Source organism: Mesorhizobium sp. 10J20-29, from assembly GCF_054130485.1.
In genome coordinates, this window is record NZ_CP199156.1 from 4,951,289 (window position 1) to 4,968,916 (window position 17,628).

8 protein-coding genes are annotated in these 17,628 nt (G+C 64.1%); 3 read left to right on the top strand and 5 right to left on the bottom strand.

The window, feature by feature from the left end; genetic code table 11:
- Positions 1 to 296: 296 nt before the first annotated feature.
- From ACT2BZ_RS23760 to ACT2BZ_RS23770, 3 genes are read left to right on the top strand one after another with little or no spacing between them, the layout of a single operon-like run.
- Positions 297 to 1,022, top strand: a complete 726-nt coding sequence (locus tag ACT2BZ_RS23760) for an AAA family ATPase (protein WP_457938306.1) — start codon at positions 297 to 299, stop codon at positions 1,020 to 1,022.
- Complete coding sequence (locus ACT2BZ_RS23765) at positions 1,019 to 2,185, top strand: vWA domain-containing protein (protein WP_457938307.1); 1,167 nt, start codon at positions 1,019 to 1,021, stop codon at positions 2,183 to 2,185. The genes ACT2BZ_RS23760 and ACT2BZ_RS23765 overlap by 4 nt, the downstream gene beginning before the upstream one ends.
- Positions 2,182 to 3,066, top strand: coding sequence for an amidohydrolase family protein (locus tag ACT2BZ_RS23770; protein ID WP_457938308.1), 885 nt, complete (start codon positions 2,182 to 2,184; stop codon positions 3,064 to 3,066). The genes ACT2BZ_RS23765 and ACT2BZ_RS23770 overlap by 4 nt, the downstream gene beginning before the upstream one ends.
- Before the next feature lie 9 nt (positions 3,067 to 3,075).
- Here ACT2BZ_RS23770 and ACT2BZ_RS23775 read toward each other — a convergent pair whose 3' ends face one another.
- From ACT2BZ_RS23775 to ACT2BZ_RS23795, 5 genes are all read right to left on the bottom strand, one after another.
- Positions 3,076 to 4,500, bottom strand: a complete 1,425-nt coding sequence (locus ACT2BZ_RS23775; protein WP_457938309.1) for a L,D-transpeptidase scaffold domain-containing protein — start codon at positions 4,498 to 4,500, stop codon at positions 3,076 to 3,078.
- 6 nt (positions 4,501 to 4,506) lie between these two features.
- Positions 4,507 to 12,498, bottom strand: coding sequence for a VCBS domain-containing protein (locus ACT2BZ_RS23780; RefSeq protein WP_457938310.1), 7,992 nt, complete (start codon positions 12,496 to 12,498; stop codon positions 4,507 to 4,509).
- Positions 12,499 to 12,718: 220 nt separating this feature from the next.
- Positions 12,719 to 14,035: an HlyD family type I secretion periplasmic adaptor subunit gene (locus ACT2BZ_RS23785; protein ID WP_457938311.1), complete on the bottom strand. Its 1,317-nt coding sequence runs from the start codon at positions 14,033 to 14,035 to the stop codon at positions 12,719 to 12,721.
- Positions 14,028 to 16,226 carry a type I secretion system permease/ATPase gene (locus ACT2BZ_RS23790; RefSeq protein WP_457938312.1) on the bottom strand — a complete coding sequence of 733 codons (2,199 nt, stop codon included), beginning with the start codon at positions 16,224 to 16,226 and terminating at the stop codon, positions 14,028 to 14,030. Before ACT2BZ_RS23790 ends, ACT2BZ_RS23785 begins: the two co-directional genes overlap by 8 nt.
- A gap of 51 nt (positions 16,227 to 16,277) precedes the next feature.
- Positions 16,278 to 17,594 (bottom strand): TolC family outer membrane protein, encoded by a 1,317-nt coding sequence (locus ACT2BZ_RS23795; protein ID WP_457938313.1) that lies wholly within the window; start codon positions 17,592 to 17,594, stop codon positions 16,278 to 16,280.
- Positions 17,595 to 17,628 lie beyond the last annotated feature (34 nt).

A 17,628-nucleotide genomic window follows, 5' to 3' on the forward strand; every position in this document is an offset into this window, starting at 1 on the left:
CTACCCCCCCTCTGCCCTGCCGGGCATCTCCCCCTCAAGGGGGGAGATCAGCTGGCATCCGCGTCGCCGTTCACAATTAGACGGTGGAGATGGGCGGAGCGGGTGCAACAGACAATCTCCCCCCTTGAGGGGGAGATGGCCGGCAGGCCAGAGGGGGGCGCTTCATAGTGCCCTCGCCCCTGACGCAGGACCAACTCGACGCCGAGCTCTCCGCCGCCGGATATCTGGCCGATGACACGCTTGTCACCGCGCTCTATCTGGCGCTCGAGCTCGGCAAGCCGCTGCTGCTCGAGGGCGTGCCGGGCGTCGGCAAGACCGAAGTCGCCAACCGGCTGGCCGGCATCCTCGGCCGGCAATGCATTCGCCTGCAATGCTATGAGGGCATCGATGCCGGCAAGGCGCTCTACGACTGGGACCACGCGCGCCAGCTGCTGCAGGTCCGCGTTGCCGAACGCGGCGGCTCGATCGACACCTCGGAGCTCTATGCCCCCGAATTCCTCATCGAGATGCCGCTCCTGAAGGCGCTGAAGAACGCCGGCACCAGCATCCTCCTGATCGACGAGATCGACCGCGCCGACGACGCCTTCGAGGCGTTCCTGCTGGAATTCCTGTCCGATTTCCAGATTTCCATTCCCGAGATTGGCACGGTGAAGGCCAGCCAGCCGGTGGTGACGATCCTGACGTCCAACCGCACACGCGAGTTGCACGACGCGCTGCGGCGGCGTTGCCTTTACCACTGGATCGATTATCCGGAACGGGCCCGCGAACGCGCCATCATCGAGCTGCATGCGCCGGGCATCGCGGCCGAAGCAGCGGAACATCTGATCGATGCCGTGGCGGCCGTCCGTCGCCTGCCGCTGATCAAGAAACCCGGCATCGCCGAGAGCATCGACTGGGCGCGCGCCGCCGGCGTGCTGCACCGCGACGGCGCGTCTTGGCCCGACGCGCTGAAGCGGTCGCTCGGCCTGCTGGTAAAGGACCAGGAGGATTTTGCGGTGATCGAGGAAGCGGCGGTGCTATGAGCAGCGCACGGCCCATCGGCGTCGCGACCGATCTGCTGGCTGACTTCCCGGCAGCGCTGCGCGAGGCCGGGCTGGCGATCGACCCGGGGAGGACCGAAGCCTTTTTGCGAGCCACGGCCACCTGTCGCCTACGAGGCGTCCACGACCTCGCACGGCTCGGCCGCGTGACGCTGACCGGCTCGCCGGACGATTTCCCGATCTTCGACGCGGTCTTCGACAGCATCTTCGGCGAGGCAACCTTCGACGGCAAGGTCGAGGATCCCGAAGACGAGCAGGCACCGCGAAGCGCGACCAGCAACCAGGAGGCCCTGTTGCAGATGGTCGAGGGCGATGCGGCGGGAGCGGCGGCGGCCGACGATCATTTGCGCAACCGCAAGAGCTTTGACCGGCTCGGGGACGACGACCGCGACGCGCTGGCCCGGCTGAAGCGGCGGCTTGCCGAGATGCCACAGGTCAGGAGCCGCAAGCTGGTGCCACATCAGCGCGGTGCGCGGATCGATCTTGCCGCGACGACGCGCGCCGCACGCCGAACCTTCGGCGAGACCTTGCGGCTGATGCGCAAGACGCGGCCGGAAAGGCCGCGCCGCCTGCTGCTCCTGATCGACGTGTCCGGCTCGATGAAGGCGCAGTCCGAGATCTATCTGCGTTTCGCGCATCTGGTTTCGCACCGGCTGCCCAAGGTCGAGACCTTCTGCTTCGGCACAAGGCTGTCGCGGGTGACGAAGACGCTCAGGCATCGCGACCCGGCGACGGCGCTGGAGCGGCTGGCCGACACGGTTTTCGACTTCGACGGCGGCACGCTGATCGGCGCCTCGCTGGAAGAATTCCTCTCGGTCTCACGGCACGCCGCGCTGGTGCGCGGCGCCGTCACCATCGTCTTTTCGGACGGGCTGGAGCGCGGCGACCCGCAGCCGATGATCCATGCCGTGGAGCGCCTGGCGCGGCTAAGCCACCGCCTGGTCTGGGCAACGCCGCTGGCCGCCGATCCGCGCTATCGCCCGGCAACGCGCGGCATGGCCGGCGTCCTGCCGTTTCTCGACGCGCTTGCCGACGGCTCGAGCCTGCCGGCGCTGGAACGGATGATCGCGCAGCTCGACGCCGTCGAGCGCATGGGGCGCGGCCAGGCGGGCCAGAGATTTGCCGAGAGGAGGAAAGCCGCATGATCCCGATCATCGACGCCCATCACCACATCTGGCGCCAGGCCGATCTGCCCTGGCTGCAGGGACCAATGGTGCCGCGCATCTTCGGTCCCTATGAGCCGATCCGGCGCGACTATCCGATCGAGGAGTTTCTGGCCGACATATCGGGCTCAGGCATCGAGAAATCGGTCTATGTCCAGTGCAACTGGGCCAAGGACAAGGCCGTCGAGGAGGTCGCCTGGGTGCAGTCGGTGGCTGACGCGCATGGATGGCCGCACGCCATTGTCGGCTATGCCGACCTCTTGGACGAGAACGCCGGGGAGACGCTGAAGCGCCAATCGGCCTTTCCATTGATGCGCGGTATCCGAATGCAATTGCACTGGCACGAGAACGAGATGTACCGTTTCGCGCCGATCCCCGACCTGATGAACGATCCGCGCTTCCGCAAGAATATCGCCCGGCTGGCAGATTACGGCTGGTCGTTCGACCTGCAGGTCTTCGCATCGCAGATGGGCGACGCGGCAAAGCTTGCCGCCGACAATCCCGACATCACCTTCATCCTGCAGCATGCCGGCATGCTGGAGGACCTGACGCCTGCCGGACGCGCCGCATGGCGCGACGGCATGAAGCGGCTGGCTGACCAGCAGAACGTGGTCAGCAAGCTCTCGGCGCTCGGCACCTTCATCCATCGCAACGACAAGGCGCATATCGCAAGCGTGGTCAGCGAGACGATCGAGATATTCGGCGCGGGCCGCTGCCTGTTCGGCTCCAACTATCCGATCGAGAAACTGTGGGTCAGCTACGCCGACCTCGCCGCCACCTATCGCGACGTGCTGTCATCCTTCAGCGACGAGACGCAGCAGGCCGTGTTCTCCGGCAACGCCAAGCGCGTCTACCGGCTGTAGGCGACAGCCTCAGTCAAGCTGGAGCAGCGCTGCAAGCCTTGCGTCGCGGCCATGCACGTCGCTGCGGAAATGCACCGAACCGTCGCGGTTCGCCCATGCCGTGACATAGGTGACATAGAGCTGGATCGGTCGCTCGAAGGTGACCGTCTGCGGCGAGTCCGCGGCCATCAGGCCCTCGATCGTCATGCCGGGAGCTGCATGGCTGGCGAGAAGGTCGCCGGCAAACAGGGGGGCATCTGTGATCGCCAGCGTCCTGTCGGACGCCTCCGTGCCGATCTGGTCGATTGATGGCGAAGAAACCGTCAGCACGATCCGAGCCGGGGCGCCCGGAACAGTCCGCACTCCCGTGATCATTCCGAAGAAGGTCGGCAGGCTGCTCAACTGCTCGGCATTGGTCACCTCGATGGCGCGACCGGACTCGCCGCCCAGCACGACCTTGACGCCGCTGTCGGCCAGATTGACGTAAAAACTGTCGTCGCCGAGATCGCGGTTCTGCCAGCGACGCCGCTCAAGGTTGATCTGGATCTGCCGGATGCGCCGTTCGATCGGCACACTCATCTCGGCAAGCGTTGCAGCGTCGATCTCCCCGGTCGGCTCAAGCCCATGCCGCTCTTGGTAGGACTTGACCGCCGCCACGCTGCCCTCGTCGTGCTTGTCGCCGTCGTTGATCGCCGAGAACGGCAGATCGTCGACCAGGGCCAGCAGCTTGCGGATGGCCGGCAATCGCTCGTCGCTGGCTCCCGGCGCGATGGCGGGGCCGCCGTCGTCGATCTTCGGCCATTGCCCCGAAGCCCGGATACGACTGAACTCCGCCAGCTTGGCGATCAGCCGGACATAGCGATAGTCCGCCGTCAGCAGCGTGCCTGCAAAATCCTGCAGGTCGTCTGCCTCTTCGGCGCCGGCAATGATCTCGGACGGATCGACCAGAACCGGCTCGACCGCATTTTCGTCAGGCGCGATGTCCGGGCCGATGCGCCCGTTGGCGAGGTCGTGACCATATTCGGCGATTGCGCCGGACAGCAGCATGTCGAGACGGGCAAGATCGGCAGGCTCGGTCGAGCCCATTAGCGCCTCGATCTCGTCGACATGGTAGAATTTTGGCGACAGGCCGTTGACTGCCGAGATCTTCAACTCGGCCAGCAGCGCCTTGGCCTTGAATTTAGGCCCGTTGTCACGCGTCCAGATCGGCTTGTAGGCGCGGATCTCGTAGACGCTGCGCACCTTGTCTATCTCGGCATTGGCGGCATCCGAACCGGTGTCGACCTCGCCGGACTGGAACAGCGCCTGAAGTGCCGCCGCGACCGCTTCGTTGTCGGCGGCGCGGAGTGGGATCACAGACAAGAGAAAAAAGATCAGCACGAGGAAGAGCCGGCCGGGAAATGCTGGCGGTCGCATCATCACGCTACGCGAGGGCCAGACGTCCGCTGCTGCCATGTGCCGTCACACGCTCGCAGTCATAAGCGAAACCACATAGTGGTCGTCGACATAGGCAACGTCGAAGTCCGTGATCGACGGGGTGAAATCGAGGGTCGGAGCGTAGTCTAGCTTGGCGACCGTGGTCCCGTTGACCTGCAAATCGCTAGAGCTCTCCGTCGAATTGGTCAGGCTGAGCACCGCTCCCGGACCGAAGTCATGCAGCGTGATGAAGTCTTCTTCCGAGAAATCGAGGATTTCGTCGATGCCCGTGTCGCTCGCCGAAAACCGGAACTCGTCCATGCCGGAGCCTCCGAACAGCACGTCACTGCCGTCTCCGCCGATCAGTATGTCGTCGCCACCGAAACCATAGAGCGTGTCGCTGCCGCCAAGACCTTCGATCGTATTCGCGTCTGAGTTGCCGGCCAGCACGTCATCGCCGGACGTGCCCGAAATGACTGTGGCATCGAAGATGAAGACGCTTGCGAGATCAACGCTGGGGTCGGTCAGGTCGACCCCGTAGAGGGTGACAACGTCGTTACCGGGCGACGTCCCGTTCAGATCGATGATCGTATCCGTGCCGTCGGAGGTAAAGCTGTGGAAATCGGTCTCGTCGGTAAAGCCGTAACCGGATACGTCGATTTTGTCGCGGCCGACTACGAAATCGTTGACCTCGTCAATGCCACTGCCGAGGCCGAAGCTGAACAGATTGCCATCGCCGCCAGCGCTGAGGGTATCGGCGCCGCCGCGGCCCTCGAAATAGTTGAAGCCGCCGCGCGCGTCGAAACGCTCCTCGCCGGCCGAGCCGATGAACTCCGTCGTGCCGACGCGCCCGCCGCGCACCGCCTCGATATTCGTCAGCGTGTCGGTGAAGGCCTGGCCATCCCAGATGCCGCTGACGGTTGCCGCACCTTGCGCCGAGTAGACGACACTGAGGTTGGTGACGCCATTGCGGTCGTAGCGCAGCGTGTCGAAACCGCCGCCACCATCCACCGTATCGTCACCGCGGCCCGTGATGAAGTGCTCGTTGCCGCCCGTTCCGATGAAACTGTCGTCGCTGTTTGTACCGCGCCACTGATTGACGAAGCCGGTGACATCCAAGCTGGAGGAACCGTTGACCTCCTGCACGGTGCCCGTCGTCTGGTTGGCATCGACGGTCACACCGTCATAGCCGCTGAGCGTGACCCGGATAGCACCACTACCGGAAACATTCAGTGTATCGTTTCCGCCGCCAACAGCGATTTCGATCCAGCCGACGCCGCTGGTGTCGATGACATAGCTGTCGTCGCCACCATAGCCGGCATAGATGCCGAGCCCCCCCAGGGTGCCGTCGATGAGATCGAGATTGCTCAGCGCGTCCGTGCCGTAACTGCCCTTTACGATGGTGCCGCTGGTTGCCCCAATGGTGACACTCAGGTCGGTGTAGTCGCCTAGCGTCCAATAGGACATGCCGTAAAAGCCATCGACAGAACCGTTGAAATCGATCGTATCGCTCCCCAGGCTGGCATAGATTTCGTCGCCCTCGTCGGGCGTGGCGTCCATCGGCAGATAGAGATCGTTGCTGGAAGTGCCGAAGAGCAGGTCGTCACCGTTCGTGCCCTGAACGACATTCGCACTGCCCGAGAAGATGAAGGCTTCGTTCGGATCGGCCAGGGATGAAATGTCGAAGCCGTACAACGTGACCTGCTCGCCACTGCCGAAGGCGATGACGGTGTCGGTTCCCGGCGCGATGCTGCCGCCATTGTCGGTAATGTCCGCCACGGACGTATAGCCGAAGGCCTGGATGTCGATCCGGTCGCCATCGGCGAAGGTGAAGTCCTCAATCTCGTCCTGCCCGGTGCCGGGCGCCACGTAGAATGTGTCCGCACCGGCCCCGCCAAGCAAATAGTCGTCGCCGAAGCCGCCATCGATTTTGTCATCGCCGCCGAGCCCGCGCAGGTCGTTGGAACCACCGCCACCGATCAGCAGATCGCCGTACTGCGAGCCACGGGCGTTCTCGATGCTGATCAGTGTATCGGTGTCGCCAAAGCCGTCGGTCGCCGTGCCGAGCGCCAGGTTGACGGTGACGCCGCTGGTGCCGCCGCGGCTGGCGTCGCGGTCGTAGCGGACGGCATCGAAGCCGCCGCCGCCGTCGAGAATATCGTTGCCGGCCATGCCGCGGAAAGTGTTGTCTCCGGCGTCGCCGATGAAATGGTCACCATATTGCGAGCCGCGCAGCACCTCGATGTTCTTGAAACTTTCCGCATTGCCATAGGTATCGGTGCCCGAGGCGAAGCCGCTGCCGTCGACCACTCCCAGGTTGACATAGGCACCCGAGCCACCGGTTTCGCCGTCATAGGAAACCTGGTCGAAGGTACCGCCGCCGCCATCATAGCTGTCCGAACCGTCGAACCCGCGGAAGAAGTTGTCCCCATCGTCGCCGATCAGCGTGTCGTCATTGTCCGAACCGGCAATGTCCTCGATACCGCTCAGCGTCTCGCTGTTGCCGTAGGTATCGGTCGCCGTGCCAGCGGCCAGGTTGACGACAACCCCAAGCGTGCCCGTCTCGTTTTCGAAGCTGACCGTGTCATATTCGTCGATCCCGTCGCCGCCAATATAGCGGTCGGCCCCTGCGCCGCCTTCAAGATAGTCGTCGCCGGCGCCGCCATCGAGAAGGTCATCCCCTTCTCCGCCATGGAGATCGTCATTGCCATTTCCACCGAACAGCTGATCGTTGCCATCGAGGCCGAACAACTGGTCATTTTCGGCATAGCCGAAAATGCGGTCAGACGCTCCGGTGCCTTCGAGGTTGCTGTTTGCGAACGCGTCGCCGAAAATATCGTTGAACGGCGTGATGCTGACCGTGCTGGTGGCGGCGAGGCTCTCGCCTTCGCCATCGTCCACGCTGAAGCTGATCGTGCGGTCGTCAGGCGACGGATCATCCGAGGTGTTGAGATAGGTGACCGACCGCAGCGCATCCTGGTAGGCGGCCTTGCTGGCCGCGCCGGACAGCACCAGTTCGCCCGTCGCCGCGTTGAAGCTGCCGGTGATGCCGCCCCCGTCGACGAAACCGAGAAAATCCTCGCCCTCGACGTAGCCGGTGCCGATCGACACCGTCGCGCCGACGAGTTGCGCATTGTCGACATCGGCCACGGTGACGCTCGCGTCGATGACTTGCGCGCCGTCGTTCCAGCCATATTCCAGGGTTGCGCCCGCGGTGACGACAGGCACATCGTTGGTGCCCGTGATGGTGATGGTCACATCGACCGTATCGGTCGCGCTGGCGGTCCCCGAACCGTCGTCGACCGTGACCGTGTAGGTCAGCTTGATCGTGTCGTTCGAGCCGAGCGCCTCGAGGTTCAGACCGGAGGCGTCATAGGTCCAGGCGCCAGCCGCGTCGATGGAGAAGGCAGCGCGGATCGCCGCTTCATCGAGGCCTACGGGCAACGTGGTCGGCGAACCGCCTTCCGGGGTATAGACCAGCGCTGCGCCCGAACTGACGACGCTCGCCGTCGGCGTATCGCTCGCATCGACGTCCGAGAAGTCGACCTGGCCGTTGACCGCCGCCTGCAGCGCGCCATTGGCCGCAGTATTTTCGTAGAGCGCGCCCGACAGAACGCTGGTCAATTCATCGATCACCGGCGCGTCGTTGGTGCCGGTGATGGTGACGACGACCTGCTCGGAATCGGCTGCATTGCCGGCTCCAGAACTGTCGGTCACTGTCACCGTGTAGGTCAGGGTGATGGTCTCGCCGGCGGCAAGAAACTCGACCAGCGCATTGTCGACCGTGAAGTCCCAGCTGTCGCCATCGGCCGAGAAGCCGGACACGAGGCCGGTGATTTCCTCGGGCGTCAGCACGCCGGTCAGGTCGCCGCCGCTCCAGACCGGCGGGCTGGCGAGCTCGGACCCGACAGTGTGTGTGTCGATCAGATCGACATCGGTAAACGACAGCGTGCCGCTGGTCAGCAACGCGGGATTGGTGGCATCTTCGGTAACGCCGCCGGTGGCATCGACGGTCAGGACAGGCGCGTCGTTGGTGCCGGTGATGGTCACGGAGATCGTGCGCTCGACCGTGCCGCCATTGCCGTCGTCGAGCGATATGATGAAGGTTTCGAGCTTGGTCTCGGCCTCGGCGAGATACTCGACGTCGGCGGCGGCAACGGCGTAGTTCCAGGTGATCACGCCGCCTGTGCCCGAACCCGTGGTGTCGCTCGTCACGCTCGCCGTCAGCCCGCCCAGCGCACCGGCCGAGGGGGTGATCGTCGCTTGGATCGAATGCGTGTCGGTCAGGTCGACGTCGTTGAAGTTGATCGTGCCAGTGTCCGTCAGGTCGTCGCTCGGCGTCACCAGTTCGGTGACCCCGCCGATCAGGTCCTCCGCCGTGATCACCGGTACATCGTTGGTGCCCGTGATGGTGATGACCACCTCGCGCGTCACCGTGTTGTTCAGGGAGTTCTGGTCGTTGAGCACGACGGTATAGGTCTGGGTGACGCTCTCGCCCTCGGCGAGGAATTCGACGGCGCTGGCAGCAACCTGGAAGTCCCAGGTCACGACGCCGCCCAGGCCATCGGGAGCGGCGCCACCCGGACCGTCGGCGTCAGTCTGCGTGGTGACCGAGGCTGAGAATGTACCCAGCGGCCCACCGCCCGGGATGGTGACTCCGGCCGACGGCACCACCGCAGGGGCGGCAATCGGATTGATGATGTGGGTGTCGGTCAGGTCGACATCGCTGAAGCTGATCGTGCCAGTGTCCGTCAGATCGCCGCTCGGCGCCACCAGTTCGGTGACTCCGCCGATCAGGTCCTCCGACGTGATCACCGGTACATCGTTGGTGCCCGTGATGGTGATGACCACCTCGCGCGTCACCGTGTTGTTCAGGGAGTTCTGGTCATTGAGCACGACGGTGTAGGTCTGCGTGACGGTCTCGCCCTCGGCGAGGAATTCGACGGCGCTGGCAGCAACCTGGAAGTCCCAGGTCACGACGCCGCCAAGGCCATCGGGAGCGGCGCCACCCGGACCGTCGGCGTCAGTCTGCGTGGTGACCGAGGCTGAGAATGTACCCAGCGGCCCACCGCCCGGGATGGTGACTCCGGCCGACGGCACCACCGCAGGGGCGGCAATCGGATTGATGATGTGGGTGTCGGTCAGGTCGACGTCGTTGAAGTTGATCGTGCCAGTGTCCGTCAGGTCGTCGCTCGGCGTCACCAGTTCGGTGACCCCGCCGATCAGGTCCTCCGCCGTGATTACCGGCGCATCGTTGGTGCCCGTGATGGTGATGACCACCTCGCGCGTCACCGTGTTGTTCAGGGAGTTCTGGTCGTTGAGCACGACGGTGTAGGTCTGCGTGACGGTCTCGCCCTCGGCGAGGAATTCGACGGCGCTGGCAGCAACCTGGAAGTCCCAGGTCACGACGCCGCCCAGGCCATCGGGAGCGGCGCCACCCGGACCGTCGGCGTCAGTCTGCGTGGTGACCGAGGCTGAGAATGTACCCAGCGGCCCGCCGCCCGGGATGGTGACTCCGGCCGACGGCACCACCGCAGGGGCGGCAATCGGATTGATGATGTGCGTGTCGGTCAGATCGACGTCGTTGAAGCTGATCGTGCCAGTGTCCGTCAGGTCGTCGCTCGGCGTCACCAGTTCGGTAACCCCGCCGATCAGGTCCTCCGCCCCGATCACCGGCGCGTCGTTGGTGCCCGTGATGGTGATGGTCACGGTCTGGTCGTCATAGGCATTCTGGTCGTCGGTCGCCCGGACCACATAGGTGAGGACCAGCGTTTCACCTTCTGCCAGATAGTCGAAATTGACGGCAGCGGAATTGAAGTACCAGGAGAATTGCGCCTGGGTGGAGACCGTGTCCGTCAGGATCGTGCTCGGCGTCAGCGATAGCATCGCCTTCAGCGTCGCATTGTCCGGCTGACCCGCTATCGGCCCGACGCTGCCGCTCGGCGTGACCGACACGACCGAGAGATCGATCTCGTCGGTGAGATCGACTTCAGTGACGGTCAGGGTTCCATTCACCGCCAGGGTCGCGTTGGTCTCGGTCAGGCCGGTTGCTGCCAGGTCGCCATCTGCGCCAACAACCGTGATGATCGGCGCGTCATTGTTGTCGGCACCCTCGGTGGCGCCGAAGATGGTGATGGTGACGTCCTGCGTGGCAGTGCCGACACGTGGGTTCGACCCGCTGTAGCCGTCATCCACGGTAATCGTGAAGACGACGACGACCTTCTCGCCGGCGCCCAGAAAATCGATCGCATTCTCGTTGATCGTGTAGTCCCAGGTGACGGTGCCGTTATTGGTGTTGCCAGCCACATTGGTGATCGTGAAGGCGTTCTCGATCGCCGCCTTCTGCGCGGCAGTCAGTTCCGGCGGTGCCGGCTGCCCGGCCTGGCCGAGCCAGACGATCGACTTGGTGGCCTCCGTCGCGACGGGCCGGTTCGTCAGGTCGACATCGGCAAAGGTGATCGACCCGGCCGTGTTGAGCAGACTGTTCTCTTGCGTGGGATCCGTTTCGGCGACATCGAATATCGTCCCCTCGACATCGATCGCCGTGATGACGGGCGTGTCATTGCGCCCCTCGATGGTGATCGTCACCGTGGCAGTGTCGGTGTAGCCGCCCTTGTCTCGCAACGTGTAGGTGAAGGTTTCGGTGCGGAATTCACCTGCGGCAAGGAAGTCGAAGGCGCTCGACGGATCGTAGGTGAAGGCACCCGAGGCGCGGATCAGCAGGCTGGCGCCGACGGTCTGGTCTGCGGCGTCTGCCGGCAACACCACAGAGGCCACGCCTGACGCGTTGAACGATAGAGGCACGCCGTTCACCTCGGTGACGGCAAGCAGCGTGTTGAAGCCGTCAGGGTCGAAGTCCTTGCCTGCAGTACCGCCGGGCTTGGACAGTCCGATCACATCCTCGACGAGAGGCGCATCCTCATTCACCGCATAGGTGTCGTCATTGGCGACTGGCGGGTCATCGACATCCGGTGTCGGGTCGTCGAAATTCTGGTTGCTGCCAGACACGCCGCCACCCGAACCATCGCCCTCGCCGCTTTCGTCGCCGCCGGTACCGGAATTCGAATCGTAACTGACCTGCTGGAACGTGCCGGGTCCGTTGGCCTGCGTGCGGTCGCCCAGGGCATGGGAAACCACTTCGCGGATGTCGGACATCGCGATCTCGTCCTCGAGCAGGTCGAGGCCGGACTTGGCGATCTTTACCGCCTCGTTGGACAGCGTGTTGACGACCCACTTGTCGCCCACGGATTCGACGGTGCCGAGAATCTCGCCGCTCGACTTGTCGATGATCAGGTAGCTGCCGACCTTGCCCGAATCCGGATCGGGCAGGATGCTGAACTCGGTGACGCCGAGTTCGGTGCTGATCACCACCTTCGGCGTGGTGCCGCGGATGCCCATCGTGGCGACAGGCGTCTCGATTTTCATGTTGCCGGTCGGCGCGATGGCGCCGGTGACGAAGACGAACGAACCCTGCACGAGGTTGATCACCATCGAGCTGTCTTGCGCGTTGGCAGGATTGTAGACCAGTTCGTCGAGCACCATGCGGCCGTTGGCCGACATCGAGAAAAGCGAATCGTCGAGGAATGAAACGCCGAGCTTGGAATCGGGCCCGGTCTGGACGACATCACCCTGGTAGACGACGTCACCGACCGTCAGCGACACCTTGACGCCGTCGGAATGGGTGGCCTCGGCCGTGCCGCTCAGCGTCAGGATCTTGCCGATCTCGACAAGCGCCGACTGGCCGCCGACCTGCGCATACTGACCAGGCGCCTGCGGACCGGCAAGCGCGGAAACCACGTCGGGCGTTAGGTAGGCGCCGTTGGGTGCGGAGAGGTTCGGGGAAGTGGACGCGGCGAAGTAGCCAACTACCAGAGTCGCGGCACCGTCATGCGTGATGACGAGATCGCTGCCGTGGCGCGCATAGTCGCCCAGAAACAGCGTCTCCGGCTCGGGAATGAGAACCGAGCCGGATCCGTCATGAAATAGAATTGTCGCGGCAGTTGACGGCCCTACGTCACCCGCACCCCTGATTGCCATAATCTTTCACCGCAGCCCTGACGGTCGATCGATCGCGAAATAACGTTCAGTGGAGGACCTTACCGGCGAAAAGTTTGGGTGTCCACATTACTTGCAGGAATGGTGAATCGGCGAGCTGGAGCGCTAGATGCGACTCCCGAATTCATGGTCAATGTTTTCTGTATTCTTACTTATCGCAAAAGTCTTGTTCGAATTAACCCAACGTAAATCGCTATTTAGTCTATCTAGCCTCACGAAACGCCTGATCGCGAATCTTGAGAATCGGCTTGAGAAGGTACTCGAGCACTGTCCGGTCGCCGCTGGACACGTCAACAATCGCGATCATTCCCGGAATCACCTTGATTTCATCTGATATTCCGGGCGCATCCGGGTCAGTGCTGACGATCACCTGATAGAAGGTTTCGCGGTTTTCGTCGGTGATCGTGTCGGCGCCGATGCGCTCCACAATGCCCGGCAGCGTGCCGTATTTGGTGTAGTCATAGGCGCTGAGCCGGATCGTCGCCTTCGAACCGGGCTGGATGGAAGCGACGTCCTGCGGCCTTATTCGCGTCTCGATCAGCAGCCTGTCGTTGAGCGGCACGATCTCTACGATGCTGGCGCCGGCCGGAATGACCTCGCCGATGGTTGCCACATTGACGCTGTTGACCACGCCGGCGACCGGCGAGCGCAGCATCGCGCGCTGCACCTTGTCGCTTGCCGAGCGGAGGCTCTCCTGCACCACCGAGAGGTCGGTGTTGACCTTCGAGATGCGCGCCTGGACCTCGGCAAGGAAGGCCGATTTCTCGGTCTCGACCAGCGCCTCCGCCTCGGCCACTTCAGCCTGCAGCCGCAGCCTTGTCGCCTGCCAGATATCGAGGTCGCCGCGCAACTCGCTGACTGCCTTCTGGACGCGCAGAAATTCCAATTCCGGCACCGCCTTCTTGTCGAACAGGTTGCGCACCAGTTCGAGCTCGCGTTCGGACAGCTTCAGCGTCTCGGCCTGCTTTCGTGCCGTTGCCTCGGCCTCTTCAAGGCTCTGCCGGCGCTGCACCAGTTGCTGGCGCCTGATCTGCAACTGCTCGTTCAGCTTGCGCCGGTCGGCCATAAAGATGGCGTTCTGGTCGCGGTAGAAGGGCTCCGACTCCGCGTCCAGTCCTTCCGGAAAGGCGAAGACGTCGAGTTCGGCGGTCTGCGCCGCGAGCCGGTCGAACTCCGCGCGCAGGGCGCGCTGCTGCTGGCGCAACTCGCCAAGCCGCGAGGAGGCGCCGGTATCGTCTATGCGTATGAGGCCCTGCCCCGCCTCGACGCGCTGGCCTTCCTCGACAAGGATCTGAGCGACAATGCCCGGCTCCAGGCTCTGCACCACCTGTACCTGGCTCGACGGAATGACGCGGCCGACGCCGGTCGTGATCTTGCCTACATGGGCGAATGATGCCCACAGCACGGCGCCCGCGAGAATGGCGGCAATGGCAAACAGCATCTTCCACGCGCCCGGCGTCACCGCGGACTCGATCGCGCCGCGCGCGTCATTGGCAAAGTTCATGTCGACGTTAGACATCGACAGCCGCCTTGGTGCCCGGCGCACCGACGACCTTGCCCTTCAGCAGGGATGCGAGGACCTTCTGCTTGGGCCCGTCGGCAACAACCTTGCCACCGTCGAGGACGATCAGCCTGTCGACCAGTTCGAGCAGCGAAGTGCGGTGGGTCGCGACGATCAGCGTGGATTGCGGCTTCAGCCAGTTGCGGAAGCTGCGGATGAAGGCGGCTTCGGTCAGATTGTCCATGGCGCTGGTCGGCTCGTCGAGGAACAGCACCTTGGGCCGGCCGAACAGCGCGCGCGCGATCGCCACGGACTGGCGCTGGCCGCCTGAGATTGCTCGCCCGCGTTCGCCGACCGGCATGGCGTAGCCGAGCGGGTTGACCTGCGCGAAGGCCGTTACCCCAGACGCCTGCGCACAGGCCGAGAAGGCGGCTGGGTCCTCCTGCCGGCCGAACACGATGTTTTCGCTGAGCGACCCCGAAAACAGTTCAGGCTCCTGCCCGACATAGACGATGGCCTTGCGCAGGTCGGCCATCCAGAGATGCCTGACATCGGTGCCATCGACGATCACCGCACCGCCGTCGCAGGGATAGAGTCCAGCGAGCAGCTTGCCGAGCGTCGACTTGCCGGACGCGACCCTGCCGACGATGCCGACGCGCTCGCCCGGCGCGATCTTGAGCGACACGCCGTTCAACGCCTTTGCCTGGTGCTGGCCATAGGAAAAATCGACCTCGCGAAACTCGATCCTGGCCTGGTCGATCATGGCCCCGGAGGTCGGCGGCATCTTGTGGTCGCGGTCGAGCTTCATCATCGCGTTGAGCTGCCGCAGCGCCGAAAACGAGGTCTGTGCGCGCGCCAGCGTCATGGCGATGTTGCCGAGCGGCGCAAGCACCCGCCCGGCGAGGATATTCGAGGCGATCAGCGCGCCGATCGTGATGTCGCCAGCGGCGACCAGATAGACGCCCCAGATGATGATGACCACGCTGACGGCCTGCTGCACGAACATCGAAAAATACATCGCCAGCGACGACCAGAAGCGGGTCGCCGAACTGGCCCGTACCGAGCCGGCGACAGCGTCTTCCCACTTTTTCTGCAACGAGGCCTCGCCGGCTACCGCCTTAACGGTCTCGATGCTGACCATGGATTCGACCAGGATGGCGTGGCGGTTCGACTGGGTGGCCTGGGTGCGGCTGACCGAGCGGGCCAGCGGCACCTGCACGGCCAGCGTCATGAGGAGCACCACCGGCACGGCAAGCAACGGGACCAGCGCCAGCGGTCCGACGATCATCCAAAGGATGCCGAGGAAGATGCCGATGAACAGGAGATCGATGGCCGAGGTGATGCTGGTCGAGGTGAAGAAATCGCGTACCGTTTCGAACTCGCGAATCTGGTTGGCAAACTCGCCGGCGCGGCCGGAACGGCTGGACATGGTGGCGTCAAGCGCCTGTTCGAACAGGCTGGCCGAGACCTTCATGTCGACGCGCCGGCCGGAATTCTCGATCACCGTGGCGCGCAGCATGCGCAGGACGAAGTCCGAGAAGAGTGCGATCAGGACACCGGCGGCAAGCGCCCACAGCGTCGCCGTCGAGTTGTAGGGGATGACGCGGTCGTAGACGTTCATCACGAAGAGGGGCAGCGCCAGGCCGAGCAGGTTGATGACCAGCGCGGCGAAGACGATGTAGGCCCAGGTCGGCCAGAAGCGAATGACCACCGACCACAACCAGTGGCCGGGGGCGCTGCGCATGAGCGAGGCATCGGTCGCGACGGCCTCCTGCTGCCGCCGGTCGGCGATATAGATGACGGTGTCGAGGGCCTCGCGGTCGAGGTCTCGCAGCCGCATCTTCTTGGTATCGGAGACGCCCGGAACGACGACCGGAACCTTACGGTCGCCCTGCCGCCTTTCGAGCAGGATGCCGACATCTCCGGACTTCAGCAGGACGACGAAGGGGCAGACCAGGCCAGACACCTGCGAGGGCTTGCGCTCCACGATCTTGGCGTCGAGACCGAGCCGGTCGGCGGCGCGGGCGAAAAGATCGAGCGTCAGCAAGCCGTCGCGCAGCGGCAATCCGCGCAGTACGGCGGATTTCGAGAAGGGTAGTCCGTGATGCCCCGCGAGAAATTCGAGCGCGGCCAGCAGAGGATCGTGGATTTCCGTCGTGCCGGCATGGGTACCGGCCGGGTCTTCAAGAAATCTCTCTCGCTGCTCCACCTGTTACCTTGATCCGCTTGGCAATGGTCGCTCTATCAGGAACCGCGCCCCCTACCTCTGGCTCAGCGACGGTATCGAGTAGCCGGTCGTCGTAGAGCTCGAGAAGATGCCGGGCAGAGGCGCGTTTTCGAGCTCGGGGAGATCGGGCGCGTTGACGTCGAGATTTTCGAGCAGCTTGCCCATCAGGGCCAGCAGCTCGTAGCTGGAGAAAATGTGCAGCGCCTCGACGTTGGACAGTTCGAATTGCGAGCTGAAGCGTGCGTTTTCGGCATCCAGCACGTCGAGAAGACTGCGCTTGTTGGCGTTGTATTCGTCCTTGTAGGTGGCAACGACCTTGGCGTCCTGGTTGGACTCCACCCGGATCGCCTCGACCTGGGCGCGGCCTTCCACCAGACGGGCCCATGCCGTCTCGACTTCCTGCGTGAGCTGGCGGCCAAGGATCAACTGCTCGGCGATCTTTTCGGAATGGCGTTCGCCGAGTTCGGCGACCCGGTTGCGCCGCACGCCGCCGTCGAAGAGCTTCCAGCGCAGCACGACGCGGCCGTTGAGCTCGTCATTGCGGCCTTCGGTGCCCTCAAGGTCCTCGCCGCGCGTTGCGCTGCCCTCGAGGTAGACCTGGGGAAACAGCGTCGAGCGGAACTGCTGCTGCTCGAAATAGCTTGCATCCGTCTCGGCGATGGCGGCCTTGACCCGCGGGTTGTTGTGCAGCGCCATGCTGTTCACCTCGGCAAGCCTCTTGGGGATGCCCCGCGCGTAGGAAACGGCCTGAAGGGTCGATGGCGTGGTGCCGACGAAATTCTTGAACTTGGCATAGGCGCCGGCCTGGGCAACCTTGATCTGGGCGACCAGTGCCTTGGCCGCCTCGACCCGTTCGATCGTCTGTTCGAGATCGCCGATCGGCGACTTGCCGCCTTCGAAGCGTTCGCGGATGATCTGCAGCAGTGCCCTGTGGCGGCGGACATTGTCCTGCGCCAGGGCGAGAAGGTCGTTGTGGCGCACCACGTCGATATAGGCCTCGACGCTCGACAGGCCGACAGCTTCCGAGCGCACCAGCACGCGATAGGATGCGGCCGATATCGTCGCCTGGCTGCGGTATATGTCGTTCGCCCTGTCCCAGCCGTCGAACAGTACCTGCCGGATGCTCAGCGTCGCTTGGCGGCGGTTGCGCCACATGTCATTGGTTTCGGGCGCAATTCCCTCCGGCCGGTCGATGCGCTGGGCGCCTACGTCGGCGTTGAGTTCAATCTCCGGCAGCAGCCTGCCTTTAGCCTGGTCGAGCCCGTAGCGGGTGGCGCGCTGGTTGGCCTGCGATGCCTCGATGCGGGGATTGGTGAGAACGGCCTGCTGCACCGCCTCGCGTAGCGACATGGCCTGCGCCGGCCCCGCCAAGAGCAGCACCCCA

Excerpts from the sequence above, each read along its gene's own strand:
- ACT2BZ_RS23780 (WP_457938310.1), bottom strand. The coding sequence starts at position 12,498 with ATGGCAATCAGGGGTGCGGGTGACGTAGGGCCGTCAACTGCCGCGACA.
- ACT2BZ_RS23795 (WP_457938313.1), bottom strand. The coding sequence starts at position 17,594 with ATGTCGCTACGCGAGGCGGTGCAGCAGGCCGTTCTCACCAATCCCCGC.
- ACT2BZ_RS23770 (WP_457938308.1), top strand. The coding sequence starts at position 2,182 with ATGATCCCGATCATCGACGCCCATCACCACATCTGGCGCCAGGCCGAT.
- ACT2BZ_RS23765 (WP_457938307.1), top strand. The coding sequence starts at position 1,019 with ATGAGCAGCGCACGGCCCATCGGCGTCGCGACCGATCTGCTGGCTGAC.
- ACT2BZ_RS23785 (WP_457938311.1), bottom strand. The coding sequence starts at position 14,035 with ATGTCTAACGTCGACATGAACTTTGCCAATGACGCGCGCGGCGCGATC.
- ACT2BZ_RS23775 (WP_457938309.1), bottom strand. The coding sequence starts at position 4,500 with ATGGCAGCAGCGGACGTCTGGCCCTCGCGTAGCGTGATGATGCGACCG.